Origin of the sequence: Nocardiopsis exhalans, assembly GCF_024134545.1 — a bacterium.
Taxonomy (GTDB): Bacteria; Actinomycetota; Actinomycetes; order Streptosporangiales; family Streptosporangiaceae; genus Nocardiopsis; species Nocardiopsis exhalans.
Map to the genome: position 1 here is coordinate 105,131 of NZ_CP099837.1, position 15,553 is coordinate 120,683.

Genomic DNA, 15,553 nt, shown 5'->3' on the forward strand with positions numbered 1-15,553 from the left:
TTAGTGCACGACATGTCCCAACCCCGGCTTCTCGGTGGCCGCTACGAACTCGACACGGTGGTCGGGCGCGGCGGTATGGCCGAGGTATACCGCGCACGCGACCTACGGCTCGATCGGCTCGTCGCGATCAAGACGCTCCGACACGACATGGCCCGCGACCACGTCTTCCAGGCGCGCTTCCGAAGGGAGGCGCAGTCGGCGGCCTCCCTGAACCACCCTGCGATCATCGCGGTCTACGACACCGGCGAGGACATGGTCGACGGGGTGTCCATCCCGTACATCGTCATGGAGTACGTGGACGGGCGCACGCTCAAGGAGCTCCTGGACGACGACCGCAAGCTGCTGCCGGAGCGTTCGGCGGAGCTGGTGGACGGCATCCTCAAGGCTCTCGAGTACAGCCACGACAACGGGATCGTCCACCGGGACATCAAGCCCGCGAACGTCATGCTGACCAAGGCCGCCGACGTCAAGGTGATGGACTTCGGCATCGCGCGGTCCATGGACGACAACCAGGCGACGATGACCCAGGCCTCACAGGTCATCGGTACCGCCCAGTACCTGTCCCCGGAGCAGGCGCGCGGTGAGCGGGTGGACCCGCGCAGCGACATCTACTCCACCGGTTGTGTGCTCTACGAACTGCTCACCAGCCGTCCGCCGTTCACCGGTGACTCCCCCGTCTCGATCGCCTACCAGCACGTCCGTGAGGAGCCGGTACCGCCGACCGAGGTGGACCAGCGGATCCCGGACTGGCTGGAGGACGTCACCCTCCGCGCGATGACCAAGGACCGCGAGGAGCGGTACCAGAACGCCGCGGAGATGCGTGCCGACATCCAGCGCGGCCTGGCCGGAATGCCCACCCAGGCGGGCACGATGGCGATGGCGGCGGCCGGGGCGACCACGGCGCTGCCGCCCGCGGACGGCGGCCGGTACGACGATGACTACGACGACTACGACGACTACGACGACCGGGACCAGAAGAAGGGCGGCGGGGGCAAGGCCGCCCTGTGGGCCCTGCTCGCGCTGGGCGTGATCGGCTCCCTCGTCCTGGTCTTCTTCCTGTTGAACCGCAGCACCGTGACCGAGGCCGAGACGATCGCCGTCCCGGACCTGGCCGGGAGCACGCTGGAGGCGGCGGAGTCCCAGCTCACCGAGGACGGGTTCGAGAACTACCGCTCCGAGGAACGGGCCGACGACGAGGTCGAGGAGGGGACGGTCATCGAGACCGACCCCGAGGCCGGTGCCGAGATCGAGGCCACGGACACGATCGTCATCTACGTCTCCTCCGGCCCGGGCTCCCTGGAGGTCCCGAACGTGGAGAACCAGGCCGAGTCCGATGCGAGGAACACGCTGACCGAGGCCGGGTTCGAGAACGTCACCACAGAACGCAGGGCCAGCGACACCGTCACCGAGGGCAACGCGATCGGCACCGAGCCGTCCGCGGGTACTGACGCCGACCCCTCCGACGAGATCACGCTGCTCATCTCCTCCGGCCCCGAGCAGGTGGCGGTACCGGACCTGCAGGGGATGACCCGTGAGCAGGCGCAGAACGCGCTGAGCCAGGCGGGGCTGAACGCGGAGTTCCAGGAGCAGCAGAACGGCGGGGCGCCGGAGAACACCGTCGTCAGCCAGTCGCCGGGCGCCCAGCAGAACGTGAACGCGGGCACCACGGTGACCGTGACGATCGCGGTGGCCCCGGACGACGAGCCGACCGAGCCCGAGGAGCCGACGGACCCGGAGGAGCCCACGGATCCCGAGGAGCCAGGGGACCCGGAGGAGCCGCCGCCGGGTGAGGACGGTTTCGTCTTCCGACGGGACTAGGCGGCCGCCGGTAGGCAGGCAGTAGGACACGAGGACGGGCGGGCGCTCCGAGGAGCCCCGCCCGTCCTCGTCTGTGCGGGTTCTGTGTGGGGCCTGTGCGCGGCTCCGGAGTCGCGCGGCCGTTGGGGGATTGGAATCTCCCGCCGGTGACTCGCGCGCCGCCCTGCGCGTAGACTGTGTTCCGTTCCGAACCGCCCCACATCCTGGAGCAGCGACCGTGCCCAAGTCCCGCAACGATCGCAAGAAGAAGGCTGTTTACACACCGCCTCCTTCCAAAGAGAAGCCGAAGGTCAGTCCGCGTTGGCTCGTGCCGACGATGCTGGGCTTCTTCATCCTGGGCATTCTCTGGATCGCGGTCTACTACATCGCGGGGTCCCAGGTGCCCTTCATGCAGGACTGGCACAACTGGAACCTGCTGATCGGCTTCAGCGGGATCATCGCGGCCGTCATCCTGTCGACGCGCTGGCACTGACCCGGCCCTCCCGCACGCGGCTACGACGCCCCCTGTCGTAGGCGGGATCCGACAACGGCACCGACGTCCCTCATGGGCGTTCGTTCGGCCTTCACCATGTTTTCCACAGGGTTATCCACAGGCTGTGGGTAGCTCTGTTCGCATGCCCTGAACCAGGTGCCGCGGTTCCGTCGTACCGCCGGTCCGCCGGGTACTCCGCCCGGTTCCGGCACGGTGCGCACTCAGCACGAAGGCCCTGGGAGGACCCGAGCTGCTCGGGTCCTCCCAGGGCCTTCGCCGTGCCCGGGTCACCCCGCCAGAGCCGCTCAGGCGGGCACCAGCGTGAACCAGACCGTCGGGGCCAGGAACACCAGGACCGCCAGCAGCGCCACGTACAGGGCGACCATGAGCGCGTGCACGAGCGTGCGCCGCTTCGCCTGGCCGGTACCGGTACCCGCGCCGCGGCCGGTGCCGGTCGGCAGGTAGGCGAACACCGCGCCGACGGCAAGCCCGGCCACCAGACCGCCGATGTGGGCGGTCCAGGAGATGCCGGGGACCAGGAACGTGATGCCCAGGTTGAGCGCGAGCAGCACCAGGATCATCCGCATGTCCAGTCGCAGCCGCCGGCCGATCACGAACACCGCGCCGAAGAGGGCGAAGATCGCGCCGGATGCGCCGACCGAGAGCTGGTCCGGGGCGAAGAGCAGGCTCATGACGGACCCGGACAGGGCGCCCACCACCCACAGGGCGAGGAAGCGTCCGTGGCCGAGCCAGCGTTCCAGCTGCTGCCCCAGAAGGTACATCGCGTACCCGTTGAACAGCAGGTGCATGATCCCGCCGTGCAGGAAGGCCGCGGTAATCAGCCGGTACCACTCGTCGTTGAAGAACGCGGCCCCGCCGTGCATGCCGAACGCCACGACCAGCGGCGACTGTCCGGCCTGCCCGACGGGGTCCGAGGTACCCGTCTGGACGAGGAAACCCACCACCATCATGACCAGGATCGTCCAGGTCACGTACGGCTTCTCGACGACCTTGCCCCCGAAGGTGGTCCGTGCGGACCGCACCTTCCGGTTTCCCTCCGCCACGCACTCGGGGCACTGGAACCCGACCGACGCCTCGACCATGCAGTCCGGACAGATCGGCCGCGAGCACCGGGTGCAGCTGACCCCGGTCTCGCGGTCGCCGTGCCGGTAGCAGGTGCGGGGCTGGCCCGGCCCGGAGCCGGGCCCGGACGGGGTTCCGGGCGGAGGGGGAGATGCGGTCATGGGTGGGTCGTCACTCCTTCAGGGTCTCACCGCTGGAACTTCCGCTCTATCGGGTGATCTCGATGCTGTTGATCACCACGTCCTCGTGGGGACGGTCCTGAGCGTCGGTCGAGACCTTGGTGATCTCGGTGACGACGTCAGTGCCCTCGACGACCTCGCCGAAGATGGTGTGACGGCCGTTGAGCCAGTTGGGCTCACCGACGGTGATGAAGAACTGCGAGCCGTTGGTGCCCGGGCCCGCGTTGGCCATGGCCAGCAGGAACGGACGGTCGAAACGCAGGTCCGGGTGGATCTCGTCGCCGAACTTGTAGCCGGGGCCGCCGCGGCCGGAACCCAGCGGGTCCCCGCCCTGGATCATGAAGCCGTCGATGACACGGTGGAAGATCGTGCCCTCGTAGAGGCTGTTGTTGGACGGCTTGCCCGTGCTGGGGTCCATCCACTGCTTCGAACCGTCGGCCAGCCCGATGAAGTTGGCGACCGTCTCCGGCGTCTCCTTCTCGAAGAGCTTGACAACGATGGTTCCCTTGGAGGTGTTCAGCCGCGCGGTGGGCTGACCCGTGGAGTCCGACACCTCAGTGCCTTTCGTCGAGTGAGATTGACGTGCTCACGTTACCGTTCCGTCCACCGCGTTTCGTCTCAACCCGACCGGCCGCGGCCGGTGGCAAGACCGTGTCGGGGTCATCCCGGGTCGGGTGGAACCGTCGGCGAAGACATGGAGAGGCGGCCAGTGTCGAAACGTAGATCACAGACGCAGAGGACGTATGTTGAGATAACACCCGGATAACGGGGAAGGACGACGAGAAGCCGCCCAGATCGGGGTCGTGACGCGTCGGCCCCCGGGGTGGTGGGACCGTACGAACCGGTGAACGATCAAAGGAGCTGACGACGTGCCTATCACTGCCAAGCGTCGCAAGGCACGCAAGGAGGCGGAGGCGACCCTCGCCCGCCTGCAGGACCTGGCCAAGGAGCAGGCCGACCGGCTGGGCCCCTACGCCGACCAGGCGCGGGACCAGGCCGCGATCAAGCTCCTCCAGGCGCGTGGCTGGACGGCCCCCCGGCTGGAGACCGCGGCGCTCCGTGTCGAGGACACGGTGGCGCCCCGGGTGGCCGAACTCCTGACCACCGCCGCACAGCGAATCGACCCGAGCCCGGGTCGCCGCGGTCTGCGGCTGTTCCGTCGAGGAAACCGCCGCATCCCCCGCGGTGTCCTGATCGGCGGCGCGGCCGTGGCGGGCGGCGTGATCGTGTACTCGCTGATCCGCATGCGCCAGGCCTCCCAGGACGCCGAGTGGCAGGAACACCTGGACCAGGCCCGCGAGCAGGTCCGTGAGACCCGCGAGAACCTGGAGGAGAAGGCGGAGGACGTCGCTGACAGCGCGGCCGAGACCGCCAAGGCCACCAAGGCCAAGGCGAAGGAGAAGGTGCGTGCGGCGACCGCAGAGAGCCGCGCGCAGGACAACGGCCGCTCCGGAAGCTGACAGCCGACTGAGCCGTGCCGGGAGCCCCTGATCTGATGGGGCGCTCGGTGCGGCTCAGCTGTTTCTCCAGGTGTTCGGGCTCAGCTGCCGTCCCTGATCAGTTGTTGTCCTTGATCAGGCGGTAGACCATCGGGTACCTCCATCTGGCGCCCTGCAGGCTGGCGATGGTCGCGATGATCGGCAGGACGACCCAGCCCAGGCCGATGAGGACCAGGGCGATCAGCGGGACGACCAACCAGAAGAGCAGTACGCTCACAACCCCGCCGATGAGGCAGAAGAGCTGGAAGTTAAGCGCCTCCATCGCCTGCCGCTTCAGGTAGGGCGACAGTTCCCCGCCGATGATCATCAGGACCAGCGGCGCCAGGAAGGGCAGGAACCACGCGGACAGGTGCCCTGCGGCGGCGCCGACCTTCTCCACCGGGTTGTCCGTGGTCGGTCCGCGGTCCTTGGCCTTGTCCTTGGACTGGTTCCCGTTCTGCTGGGTGACGCCGGGGGCGTTCCCCGTCCCGCCGGGGGAGACCTGGACCCCGAGGTCGGTGGTGAGGGGTGCGAGGTCGTTGCTGACCTTGGCCCGCATCGCCTTGTCGAGCCGTTCCTCGAACTCGTCCTCGTCCAACTGCCCCTGCGAGTAGGCCTCGCGAAGCACCTCGGCCACGGCGTCCCGATCCGCGTGGGTGAGCCGAATCTGTGGTGCGTGCGTGGCGGGGCTTCGATCCCACGGGTTCCGCCACTGCGGGTTCTGCGGGTTCTGCACGGCCATCCCCACTCCCAAGCTGCTCTGGTGAGCACGGCCGTACGAGGATGACCGCGCCCTCCTCCATGATGCGGCATAACACGGGGTACCGATATGGGGGGCGTCCCTGATCCTCCCCTGATCCGTCCCTCCCCCGAAAGGAGGAGGACGGCATCGACTTTGGTCGGGACGCGCCACGCACCACCGCGATCGCCGTCACGCCCGTGGGCGTGCCACGCGGACATCCTCGTATCTCCAGAGCGGGTTCGACGAACTCGCCCTCGGCCTCAGCAGCTTGCTCTCATGCCGTCCAGCTCAGCCGCCCGGGCTCCCCTCCCCGGCGGCGGTCCCCGTCACCGGTGTGCGACGGCGGGTACCGCGGGCTCTGCGGGCACCAGGGGCACCGCAGGCGTACCGGTGCGTACCGGCTCCGGCTGGGTCTGCTCCTCCTCATAGCGTTTCTCCGCGCTGGTGAGCAGGTCGTACCAGCTGGTGACGTCCTTGCGCCGACGCAGCAGGGCGCGGCGCTCGCGTTCGGTCATGCCTCCCCAGACACCGAACTCGATCCGGCTGTCCAGTGCCTCGGCGAGGCACTGGGTACGTACCGGGCAGCCCCGGCAGATCAACTTGGCGCGGTTCTGCGCGGCACCCTGAACAAACAGTGCGTCGGGGTCGATTTCGCGGCACTTGGCACGAGCCGCCATCTTCTCATTCCACATGTTGCCCCACTCCCAAGATCAGCATGTGTGGTGATCGGAACCCACCGGGCGGTACGACCGCCGGTGGCACGAGGGACAGTTGGCCGAAGCGAGGACGGTGCACGATGCCGGGCGGGGGGCCGCGCGGCTCGTCTTCGGGGGTCGATCGTTTCGGCGCGCTGTGTTCCTCGTTGTCGTTGGTGTCGAAACTACGGATCGCCGGAGTTCACCAACAGGCCCCAAGAGGCCTATTTCTCATATGGCCCACTAGGACCATTGCCTCTTAAGGAAGTGTCATCATACACACACGGAGAGTCACTGCATGTGATACAAGCACCCCCACGCAACCGCAATGAAAGGTCAGCCTCAGACCATTACCCTGAATCCGCTATGACCTGCGACTTCATGTCATCCCATGAGGGACTCACCCCACTGCGACAGGCCCACCCCAACAGGACACCCCGTCACCGACCCCACCCGAACGGGCTATGCGGACCCCCCGGACAGACACACTGCGCAACCCCACAGGTCACCCATTTCCCACCCGCACGAACAGTTCCAGAACTACTGCTTAGTAACCCCGAAAAATTATCCCTCTTTGAGCAGGAGGTCCCTTATCAATCTGACCAAAAGTCCCAGAATATGGATTTCCGCCCGAATAGTTCATAGGCTGCGATTCGAGGCAACCGTGCCCTCAGGAGCGCGACCGGTAGCAGACGGCCATCGCTAGGGCACGGTCGCGCAGGACCGTACGCAACCATCCGGGGGCCAGGACCTCGCCCGCCGCACCCAGCTGCCACAGCGCCCATTCGGCGTGCCGCGCGTCCTGGAAGGTCACCTCCAGCCGCGGCCAGCCGTCCGTGCCGGTTTCCTCCCCGGTCTCCCCGCTCTCCTCGGCGCGGACAGCCAGAGCGGTGCTCACCAGTTCCTCGCGCCGCGCCGGGTCCACCCGGGCCCGCACGGTGACCCGGTCGACGCCGGACAGGAACTGCGCGCAGCGCTCCCGCCAGACCCGGTCCAGATCGACCCGGTCCGGCCGCCGCGCGGGCTCGGCGAGTTCCTCAGCGGCCAGGACCCGCGACAGCCGGTAGGTGCGGTCCTGCCCGGCTCTCGTGGCCAGCAGGTAGCTCCGGTCCCCCACGGTGACCAGACCGACCGGGTCCACCGTGCGCCATTTCGGGGTCTGGTCCACCGCCGCGTAGCGGATGCGCAACCGGTGCCCGGCGAACACCGCGCGCCGGACCTCGGCCATGGCCGTTTCAGAGGTCCCCTCGGTGACCACCGGGCGGGAGAGCAGGTCGGTCTCCGGGTCGACGAGCAACCGCTGGACCGCGTCGCTCGCGGTGGACCGGTGGCCTTCGGGCAGCGCGTCCACCACCTTGCGCATGGCCGAGGCGAGCGGCGACCCGAGACCGAGCACCTGGTCGCCGCGGGCCGAACCGGCGACCAGCAGAGCGAGGGCCTCGTCGTGGTTGAGTCCGGTGAGCTCGGTCTGGAAACCGGGCAGCAAAGCGAAACCTCCGTGCCGGCCGCGCTCGGCGTAGACCGGCACCCCGGCCGCGGACAGCGCCTCGATATCGCGCAACACGGTGCGGGTGGAGACCTCCAGCTCCCGAGCGAGCGTGTCCGCGGTCAGCTGCCCGCGCTGGCGCAGCAGCAACACCAGTGAGACCAAGCGATCAGCGCGCATGGAAAAAAAACCTACCGAATACCCGACAGGGGATGTCGTGATTTGTGGAGAGGCTGATCAGAGCAACGGCAAACGACACCTTTGGGAGCTGACATGGCCATCGAGCGAACCGCGGTCAACCCGTGGACCTGGTCAACGGAGCTGGGCTACAACCAGGGCGAACTCGTCTCCGGGCACAACCGGACCCTGTACTGCTCCGGACAGACCGCCATGAACGCCGAGGGCAAACCAGAGCACCCCGACGACATGGCGGCGCAGCTGGCGCTGACCCTCGACAACCTGGAAGCGGTGCTCGCCGAGGGCGGCATGTCCCTGGCGAACCTGGTCCGGCTCAACGTCTACACCACCGACGTCGACCGGCTCTTCGAGCACTACGGCGTCCTCGCCGCCAGGCTGGGCGCCGCAGGCGCGGCCCCGTCCACCACGATGCTCGGCGTGACCCGCTTGGCCATCCCGAGCCTGATCGTCGAACTCGAGGGCACGGCCGTGGCGTAATCCGGTCCGTAAAACACCCCAGGGCCCGAATCTCAGTCGAGATTCGGGCCCTGCTGATCGATTCGGGCCCTGCTGATCACAGCGGGGGTCTGGGGGTCGCCCCCCAGGAGAAACAACGAAACGACCCGGCGAGGAGGCCGAAGGCCCCCGAGCAGGGTCGTTCCAGAGCAGAGTGGCGGGGGTCTGGGGGTCGCCCCCCAGGAGAAACAACGAAACGACCCGGCGAGGAGGCCGAAGGCCCCCGAGCAGGGTCGTTCCAGAGTGGAGTGGAGCCAAGGAGATTCGAACTCCTGGCCTCCGGTATGCAAAACCGGCGCTCTGCCAACTGAGCTATGGCCCCTCCAGACCAGGGATGGATTCCTGGTCACCAGGAGAGCATACCCGCATCGGAAAGCTGCCCCGGCCACGAAGCGGGAAAACCCGGGGTCCGGGGGCTGCCAGGGACCCGATGCAGCACAAAGCCGTGGGTCGCACCACGGGATTGTCGGCCCACCCACGTCTTCGTGTCACTCTCAGACGGACGTTCGGTGACACACGCGGGTGTACACCGTCGACCCGTTGGAAACCTCCCGGCCCCCTGACGGTGGCCGTTGGGATTCGCTGATCAGCTCTCGCTGGCCGCGGTGGCTTCCGTCCACAGGTCGAGCTCGGCACGGTCCGCCTGGATCTTGCGGTAGACGGCGAAAGCCCCGAGGGCCACCAGCGCCAGAACGATGATCTTCTTCACTGTCCGGACCCTTTCTCTGTTGGAAAACCGGTCGTACTCACGGACTCCCGCCCGGGGGCGGGGCTCCGAGGGCAACTTTATGAGGTTGTCACCTAGCAGACTAGCAAGCCATGGCGAGCTGTCCCCGCCATGGTGGACCGATTCACACCGGCTTCTGCGCCTGATCCGCCCTGCGGCGGTTCCGTACGGTCATGTCAGCAGCGCCATCCGACGCAGAATCCCGACCGTGGCCTGCTCAGACGCGGCGATTCGGGCCAGATCCTCCCAGACCCGACGACAGGATCGGACTGATTCCTCGGCTTCGATGATTCCGCCGCCCTGGGTGGCCTCGACATAGGCGAGGTCGGCCTCGTCCTCCTCGAACTCCAGGATGGAGAAGGGTCCGGCCAGGCCGGCGTGCGGACCGGCGGACGTCGGCAGCAGCTGGACCGTCACGCGTTCGGACTGGGTGGCCAGCTCGACGATCCGGTTGGCCTGGGCCCGCAGCAGGCCCAGATCGGCGGAGACGCGTTGGAGGGCGTCCTCCTCCACCACCGCGTGGTAGCGGACCAGCGAGCCGGAGTCGAGGATCTCCTGGCGTTTGAGGTGGGCGGCGACCATCCGTTCGGCGGCCCGCCCGTCGCGGCCGAGGGAGCGCGCCAGGGCGGCGGTGTAGTCCGGGGTCTGGAGCAGGTCCGGGACGAGGATGCCCGCGTAGGACTGGATGGACACCGCCCCGGCCTCGTTGCCGACGTAGGCGGAGGAGAGGACATCCTCGTACTCGGTCCACCACGGCCTCAGCCGGGACTCGCGGACGAGCGTCAGAATGGCCTCGCGCTGCCCCCCGGTGACCCCGTAGAGGCGCAGCAGCGCGGAGATCTCCATGACCGAAGGCCATTTACGGATGCCGGTCTCGATGTGCCCGAGTTTGGCGGGCGACCACTCGAGCTCCTCCGCCACGTCGTTGAGGGTCAGGCCCGCCTGCACACGGCGACGGCGGAGCTCGGCGGACAGTCGCCGACGGCGAACCGTGGGGCTGGTCATAACACTGATCCAATGACGCAGAGTGTCGGGATTATCTCACCAGCGAAACACGGCATCTAGCATCTAGCAATGAGTCTCTAGAAAAGAGCGACCGTTTCGATGCATTAGGGGAGGGGCGGGATACGCGACCCTCCGGGAAAATCCGTGACTTTGTTACAATGAGTGACTGGAGTTGCGTACCAGGGAGTCACACGAGAGTGAGCGTCCAACGCCCTTTCCACGGGCCACAGCAGCCCCACCGGCACCCGGGTACGGCCGGGCGGGAACAATGGGCCGGGAGTGGGAGGAGCCGCGCACCCCACCAATGCCCGTGGGGCGCACTTTGTGACCTTGTGTCGTGTTTGCCGTATTCCACTGTTCAGGGAAGGAAAGCGCGTACGATGCTTGAGGTGCCCGTCCCGGCGGGCGTACCCGCACACGTAGAGGAAACCCATGAGCTACCCGCTTGACGACGCCGAGCAGCTGATCGCGAACGCGGAGGCCCAGATGCCTCCGAGCACCCGGTCACGCCTCATCGCGAAACTCCGTATGGGTAAGCACATCGACGACGCGGCGGGAGAGCTGGGCATCAGCCCCAAGCAGGTCTTCTCCACCGCGCGCGTCCTCAAGCCCTTCGGTGAGCAGCTCGACGCCACCCTCACCGACCAGCGCGACCCGTCCCTGCCCCACGGCAGCGTCACCGGGTACAACAAGCGCTGCCGCTGCCCCGAGTGCAGGAGCGCCCTCCAGCAACGCGTCTGAACCGTTTGAACCGTTCGGGGCCTGGCCCGAAACCCGGCCCCGAACACCTCGGCCCATTCCGGCCACTCCCACGACCTGCATAAACGCGCTGTTAACCCAGACTTCTCAAACCAATACGCCCTACGGAGGCTTATGGGGGGAGAGTTCGGGGGAGACCGCTGACATGAACGAGCACGTGGACTGGTCGGCGATGAGCGAGGACGACTTCGTTGCGCTGCTGAGGCAGCTCATCGATATTCCGGAAGCCGACGAGGACTAGCGCGGGCCCCGGCGGTCCCGTACCGCCGTCCGGTCCCGTCGCTACGACGGTTCCCCTACCCCCGGTGCGTGTTCGGCAGACACGCCCCTTGCCCGCCCCGTACCCCTCGGAGACAGGGGCGGTAACTCCCCCGAAGGTTCGGGCGAACGCACAGCTGGTGTTCTCAGCTGTGCCCCGCCGTCACCGTCGGCCGGGTCTCCCAGCCGTGCGCCCTCGCCGCCTCACCGGTGAAGAAGGCGACCTCCCCGGAGACCCGGATCCGCACGCGCGCGCCGATCGCGGGGGCCGGATGACGGTGCGAGCGCGCCCTGACCCGCGTTCCGGAACCGTCCACCGCCAGGTAGACCACGCTGTCGTGCCCGGCGAAGACCACGTCCGCCACCCGGCCGGGCACACCCCCGTCGAAGTCGGCCGGCACCTCGTCCGCCAGGTCGAACTCGATGCGTTCTGGCCTCAGCACGACCGATCCCTCACCCCGCTGGCCCTCGGTGTAGGGGACCAGTGTTCCCAGGGCGCACTCCACCCCCGCGGAACCCAGCTCGCCCGGGATCACCACGGTCTCCCCCAGGTACTTGGCCAGTCCCGCGTCGCCCGGGCGTTCGTACACCTCGCGGGGTGTCCCGCTCTGCATGATCTCCCCCTCGCGCATCAGCGCCACGCTGTCCGCGGTGGACAGCGCCTCCTCGGGGTCGTGGGTCACCAGCAGGGCGGTCACCCCAGCGGTGTGCAGTACCTGCCGCACCTCCTCCCGCAGCCCCGACCGCAGTGCGGGGTCGAGCGCGTTGAAGGGTTCGTCCAGCATGATCAGGGCCGGTTCGGGGGCCAGGGCCCGGGCCAGGGCGACCCGCTGCTGCTGACCGCCGGACAGCTCGTACGGCATCCGAGCGGCGTACCCGGTCAACCCCACCAGCTCCAGGACCTCCTCGATACGGGCCCGGCGACGGGTGCGGCCGCCCACTCGCTCCCGCCACCCCCGGCCCAGACCGAACGCGACGTTGCGGGCCACGGACATGTGCGGGAAGAGAGCGCCCTCCTGGGGCACCACGCCCACGCCCCGGCGCTCGGGGCGCACGTGGGATCCGCGCCCCTGGGCCAGGACGCGTTCACCGATCCGGATCGTTCCGGAATCCAGCCGTTCGAACCCGGCAACCAGCCGGAGCAGGGTGGTCTTCCCGCAGCCCGACGGGCCGAGCAGGGCACCGAGCGAGCCCTCGGGAACCGACATGTCGACCCCGTGCAGCACACCGGTGCGACCGAAGGACTTCTCCGCCCCCTCGACGACGAGACCGCTCACGGGGATCACCTCTCCATTGCCGTGGCCTTGCGGCCGAGTACGAACGCGGGCACCGAGGCCAGGACGATGAGCATCATCGCGTAGGGCGCCGCGGCGGCGAAGCGGCCCACGTTGGTGGCCGACCAGAGCCGCATCGCGATGGTCTCCATCCCGGTGGGGTGCAGCATGAGTGTCACCGGGAGCTCTTTCATGCAGGTCAGGAAGACGAGTGTGGCACCGGCCGCCACTCCGGGGAAGGCCAGGGGCAGCGTGACCCGGGTGAACACCTGCGGGGGAGTGCGGCCCAGCGAACGGCCGATCTCCTCCAGCCCCGGCGGGGACTGGGCGACGGCGCTGCGCACCGAGCCGACCGCCGCGGGCAGGAACAGCAGTGCGTAGGCGAAGATCAGCAGGGGGAGCTGCTGGTACAGCGCGAAGGCGTGGTTCACCGCGAAGTAGACCAGCGCCACGGCGACCACCACACCGGGCATCGAGTAGCCCATCCAGGTGGCCCCCTCCAGCAGGCGGGGGACCCGGCCGCGGTGGCGGGCCGCGAGGATGCCGACGGGCAGCGCGAGGACCAGGGTGACGGCGGCAGCGGCCGCGGAGACGCCGAGCGTGGTCAGCGCGGTCTCCACCATCCGGGGCAGGTCGACCCCGGCCGAGGAGCCCCGGGCGATCCAGTAGCTGAGGCTGACGACAGGGAAGACCAGGGCGGCCGCGGCGACCAGGACGAACGGTAGCACCAGCAGAGCGCCGGTCAGCGCCCGCACGGCGGGGGCCAGACCCGGCGCACGGGTGAGTTTGGGGGGGAGCTGTTCGAGGAGTTCGGCCGACACGTCACGGGGCGGGCGAGTCCGCGTGGCACCCGAGCCGACCCGGCTGAACCGAGCGCGGCCGCGGGCCCGGGCCTCACCCCACAGCACCAGGAGGGTGACGGCGACCAGGACCGCGCTCAGCGAGGCCGCACTGGCCATGTCGAAGCGGTTGGCGTAGTCGTTGTAGATGGCTCTGGTGATGGTGTCGTAACGCATGGTGGCCACGGAACCGAAGTCGGAGAGCACGTACAGCGCGACCAGCAGCGAACCCGCCGCGGCCGAGGGCTGTACGTGCCGGAGCGTCACCCGGGTCAGGACGTACCAGGGGCCGCGGCCCAGGGAACGGGCCACCTCCTCCTGGTCCCGATCGGCCAGGCCCAGGGCGGCGACCACGGGCAGGAAGACATAGGGGTACGTGCACAGGGTGAGGACGATCGCCGAACCGACGAAACCGCGGACCTCGGGGACCGCCTCCATCCACACCATCGCGGCGACGTAGCTCGGGATGGCCAGGGGGAGTGTGGCGACCAGAGCCCAGAACCGGTTTCCGGGCAGACGTACCCGGGACACGAGCAGGGCCAGCCCGACCCCGAGGACCAGGCAGCCCGCGGTGACGGTCGCGGTCAGGGTGAGGCTGTTGACCAGGAGTTCGACGGTCCGGCCCCGGGTGAGCGCCTCGACCAGGGCGGACGGGCCCTCCGAGAAGGCCTGGAAGAGCACGTAGAGCAGCGGCAGGACTGCCAGTACCGCTGTCGTCCCCGCCAGGAGGTACAGGGGCAGAGCGAGCGGCAGGGAGAAGGGCAGGGAGGCAACACGGCCGGAGCCTCCCCTCTTCTGGGAAGGCTCCGGCTTGGTGCGTCCGTGCTGGACGTCGGTCACTCCAGGCCCGCCTCGCGGAGCATCTCGACCGTCTCGTCCAGGGAGTGCAGGTCGCTCAGATCGATGTCGGGCTGCTCGAGGGCGTCGACCTCGGGCAGGCCCTCACCCAGCTCCACGCCGTCCGCCAGCGGGTACTCAGAGGTCTCGTTGGTGAAGTAGCCCTGGGCCTCGTCGCTGAGGAGGTACTCCAGAGCGGTCTGGGCGCCCTCGGGGTTCGAGGCGTTGGCGGTGATGGCCGCACCCGCCACGTTCACCAGGCCGCCGGCGTCGCCCGCGGGCAGGTAGTGCAGCTCGGAGGTGACCTCGTCCGGGGTCTCCTTCATGCGCTCGTACCAGTAGTAGTGGTTGTTCAGGCTGATGTCGATCTCGCCGGTCTCAAGGCCGTCGAGCATCGAGCGGTTGTTCTCGAAGGTCTGGACGTCGTTGGCGACCATGTCCTCCAGCCACTGCTCGGCGGCCTCTTCGCCCTCGATCACGCGCAGGCCGGTGACGAAGGCCTGGAAGCTGGCGTTGGTCGGGGCGATGCCGACCCGGCCCTCCCATTCGGGGTCGGTCAGATCCAGCACGCTGTCCGGGACGTCGTCGACGTTCTCGGGGTTGTAGGCGATGACCCGGGAGCGTCCGGAGATGCCGACCCACTCGCCGTTGGCGGCCCGGTACTCGGCGGGCACCTGGTCGGTGATCTCGGACGGCAGCTCAGCCAGGAGACCCTCCTGGACGAGGAAGCCGAGAGCGCCCGCGTCCTGCCCGATGAACAGGTCGGCGTTGGTGTCCTCGCCCTCGGTCTCGATCTGGTTGGCCATCTGGGCGGTGTCGCCGTAACGGACGTCGATCTCCAGGCCGGTGGACTCGCGCATCATGTCGATGAGCGGGTCGATGAGCTCCTGGTCTCGGCCGGAGTAGATGGTGATGGCCTCGTCGGCGTCACCGTTCTCGCCGGACGCGGAGTCGTCGCCGCCACAGGCGGTGGCCATCAGAGCGAAAACGGGCACCGCGACGAGCGCGAGCCTGAATCGCTGGGGGAGGGTGTTCATCGGGTTCTCCTACCGAGGTTCATGGGTATTAGACTCGGCCGGCCCGAGTACACAACGAAGGCGAGCCTAACTCAGGGAAGGCTGTCCTTACAATGTCCACCCCGATGGTAATCAACGTTTACCCCAGTGACACGCGTTACAAATAAGGCCACAGTCACCATCTGCACATTA

At 68.3% G+C, this 15,553-nt stretch carries 15 protein-coding genes and 1 tRNA gene; 5 read left to right on the forward strand and 11 right to left on the reverse strand.

Translation table 11 applies throughout. The features are described 5' to 3' along the window. The first annotated feature begins 12 nt into the window (after positions 1-12). Together pknB and NE857_RS00515 are read left to right on the forward strand one after the other, a co-directional pair. Positions 13-1,818 (forward strand): Stk1 family PASTA domain-containing Ser/Thr kinase, encoded by a 1,806-nt coding sequence (pknB, locus tag NE857_RS00510; protein ID WP_254419313.1) that lies wholly within the window; start codon positions 13-15, stop codon positions 1,816-1,818. Positions 1,819-2,035: 217 nt separating this feature from the next. Continuing rightward, positions 2,036-2,290 carry a cell division protein CrgA gene (locus NE857_RS00515; RefSeq protein WP_026117153.1) on the forward strand — a complete coding sequence of 85 codons (255 nt, stop codon included), beginning with the start codon at positions 2,036-2,038 and terminating at the stop codon, positions 2,288-2,290. 305 nt (positions 2,291-2,595) lie between these two features. On the opposite strand, the gene NE857_RS00520 is transcribed toward NE857_RS00515, so the two are convergent. Together NE857_RS00520 and NE857_RS00525 are read right to left on the reverse strand one after the other, a co-directional pair. Then, positions 2,596-3,534, reverse strand: a complete 939-nt coding sequence (locus tag NE857_RS00520) for a rhomboid family intramembrane serine protease (protein ID WP_254419314.1) — start codon at positions 3,532-3,534, stop codon at positions 2,596-2,598. A 46-nt stretch (positions 3,535-3,580) separates the two neighbouring features. Further along, positions 3,581-4,105 (reverse strand): peptidylprolyl isomerase, encoded by a 525-nt coding sequence (locus NE857_RS00525; protein WP_017584212.1) that lies wholly within the window; start codon positions 4,103-4,105, stop codon positions 3,581-3,583. 316 nt (positions 4,106-4,421) lie between these two features. Between NE857_RS00525 and NE857_RS00530 the strand changes: the two genes are divergently transcribed. After that, entirely contained in the window at positions 4,422-5,012 is a 591-nt protein-coding gene (locus tag NE857_RS00530) for a hypothetical protein (protein WP_017584211.1), read from the forward strand. A gap of 97 nt (positions 5,013-5,109) precedes the next feature. On the opposite strand, the gene NE857_RS00535 is transcribed toward NE857_RS00530, so the two are convergent. From NE857_RS00535 to NE857_RS00545, 3 genes are all read right to left on the reverse strand, one after another. Then, positions 5,110-5,772, reverse strand: coding sequence for a DUF1707 and DUF4870 domain-containing protein (locus NE857_RS00535; RefSeq protein ID WP_254419315.1), 663 nt, complete (start codon positions 5,770-5,772; stop codon positions 5,110-5,112). A 326-nt stretch (positions 5,773-6,098) separates the two neighbouring features. Beyond that, a complete protein-coding gene (locus NE857_RS34165; protein WP_301184289.1) occupies positions 6,099-6,464 on the reverse strand; it encodes a WhiB family transcriptional regulator in 366 nt (121 codons plus the stop codon). Positions 6,465-7,137: 673 nt separating this feature from the next. Then, on the reverse strand, positions 7,138-8,133 hold the full coding sequence (locus NE857_RS00545; RefSeq protein WP_254419316.1) for a helix-turn-helix transcriptional regulator: 996 nt from the start codon (positions 8,131-8,133) through the stop codon (positions 7,138-7,140). A gap of 99 nt (positions 8,134-8,232) precedes the next feature. Between NE857_RS00545 and NE857_RS00550 the strand changes: the two genes are divergently transcribed. Continuing rightward, positions 8,233-8,628: a RidA family protein gene (locus tag NE857_RS00550; RefSeq protein ID WP_254421826.1), complete on the forward strand. Its 396-nt coding sequence runs from the start codon at positions 8,233-8,235 to the stop codon at positions 8,626-8,628. 267 nt (positions 8,629-8,895) lie between these two features. Here NE857_RS00550 and NE857_RS00555 read toward each other — a convergent pair. From NE857_RS00555 to NE857_RS00565, 3 genes are all read right to left on the reverse strand, one after another. Continuing rightward, positions 8,896-8,968 (reverse strand) — tRNA-Ala (locus tag NE857_RS00555). A 264-nt stretch (positions 8,969-9,232) separates the two neighbouring features. Further along, on the reverse strand, positions 9,233-9,355 hold the full coding sequence (locus NE857_RS00560) for a DLW-39 family protein (RefSeq protein WP_014912962.1): 123 nt from the start codon (positions 9,353-9,355) through the stop codon (positions 9,233-9,235). Between the two features lie 189 nt (positions 9,356-9,544). Further along, positions 9,545-10,378, reverse strand: coding sequence for a helix-turn-helix domain-containing protein (locus NE857_RS00565; RefSeq protein WP_301184290.1), 834 nt, complete (start codon positions 10,376-10,378; stop codon positions 9,545-9,547). Between the two features lie 432 nt (positions 10,379-10,810). On the opposite strand from NE857_RS00565, the gene NE857_RS00570 reads away from it, so the two are divergent. Then, positions 10,811-11,119: a hypothetical protein gene (locus tag NE857_RS00570; RefSeq protein ID WP_017584205.1), complete on the forward strand. Its 309-nt coding sequence runs from the start codon at positions 10,811-10,813 to the stop codon at positions 11,117-11,119. A gap of 422 nt (positions 11,120-11,541) precedes the next feature. Here NE857_RS00570 and NE857_RS00575 read toward each other — a convergent pair whose 3' ends face one another. Genes NE857_RS00575 through NE857_RS00585 form a run of 3 tightly spaced genes read right to left on the reverse strand, consistent with a single transcriptional unit; the run spans position 11,542 to position 15,382 of the window. After that, entirely contained in the window at positions 11,542-12,672 is a 1,131-nt protein-coding gene (locus NE857_RS00575; RefSeq protein ID WP_254419317.1) for an ABC transporter ATP-binding protein, read from the reverse strand. Between the two features lie 5 nt (positions 12,673-12,677). Next, positions 12,678-14,348, reverse strand: coding sequence for an ABC transporter permease (locus NE857_RS00580; RefSeq protein ID WP_254419318.1), 1,671 nt, complete (start codon positions 14,346-14,348; stop codon positions 12,678-12,680). Next, positions 14,345-15,382 carry an iron ABC transporter substrate-binding protein gene (locus NE857_RS00585; RefSeq protein ID WP_254419319.1) on the reverse strand — a complete coding sequence of 346 codons (1,038 nt, stop codon included), beginning with the start codon at positions 15,380-15,382 and terminating at the stop codon, positions 14,345-14,347. The genes NE857_RS00580 and NE857_RS00585 overlap by 4 nt, the downstream gene beginning before the upstream one ends. Positions 15,383-15,553 lie beyond the last annotated feature (171 nt).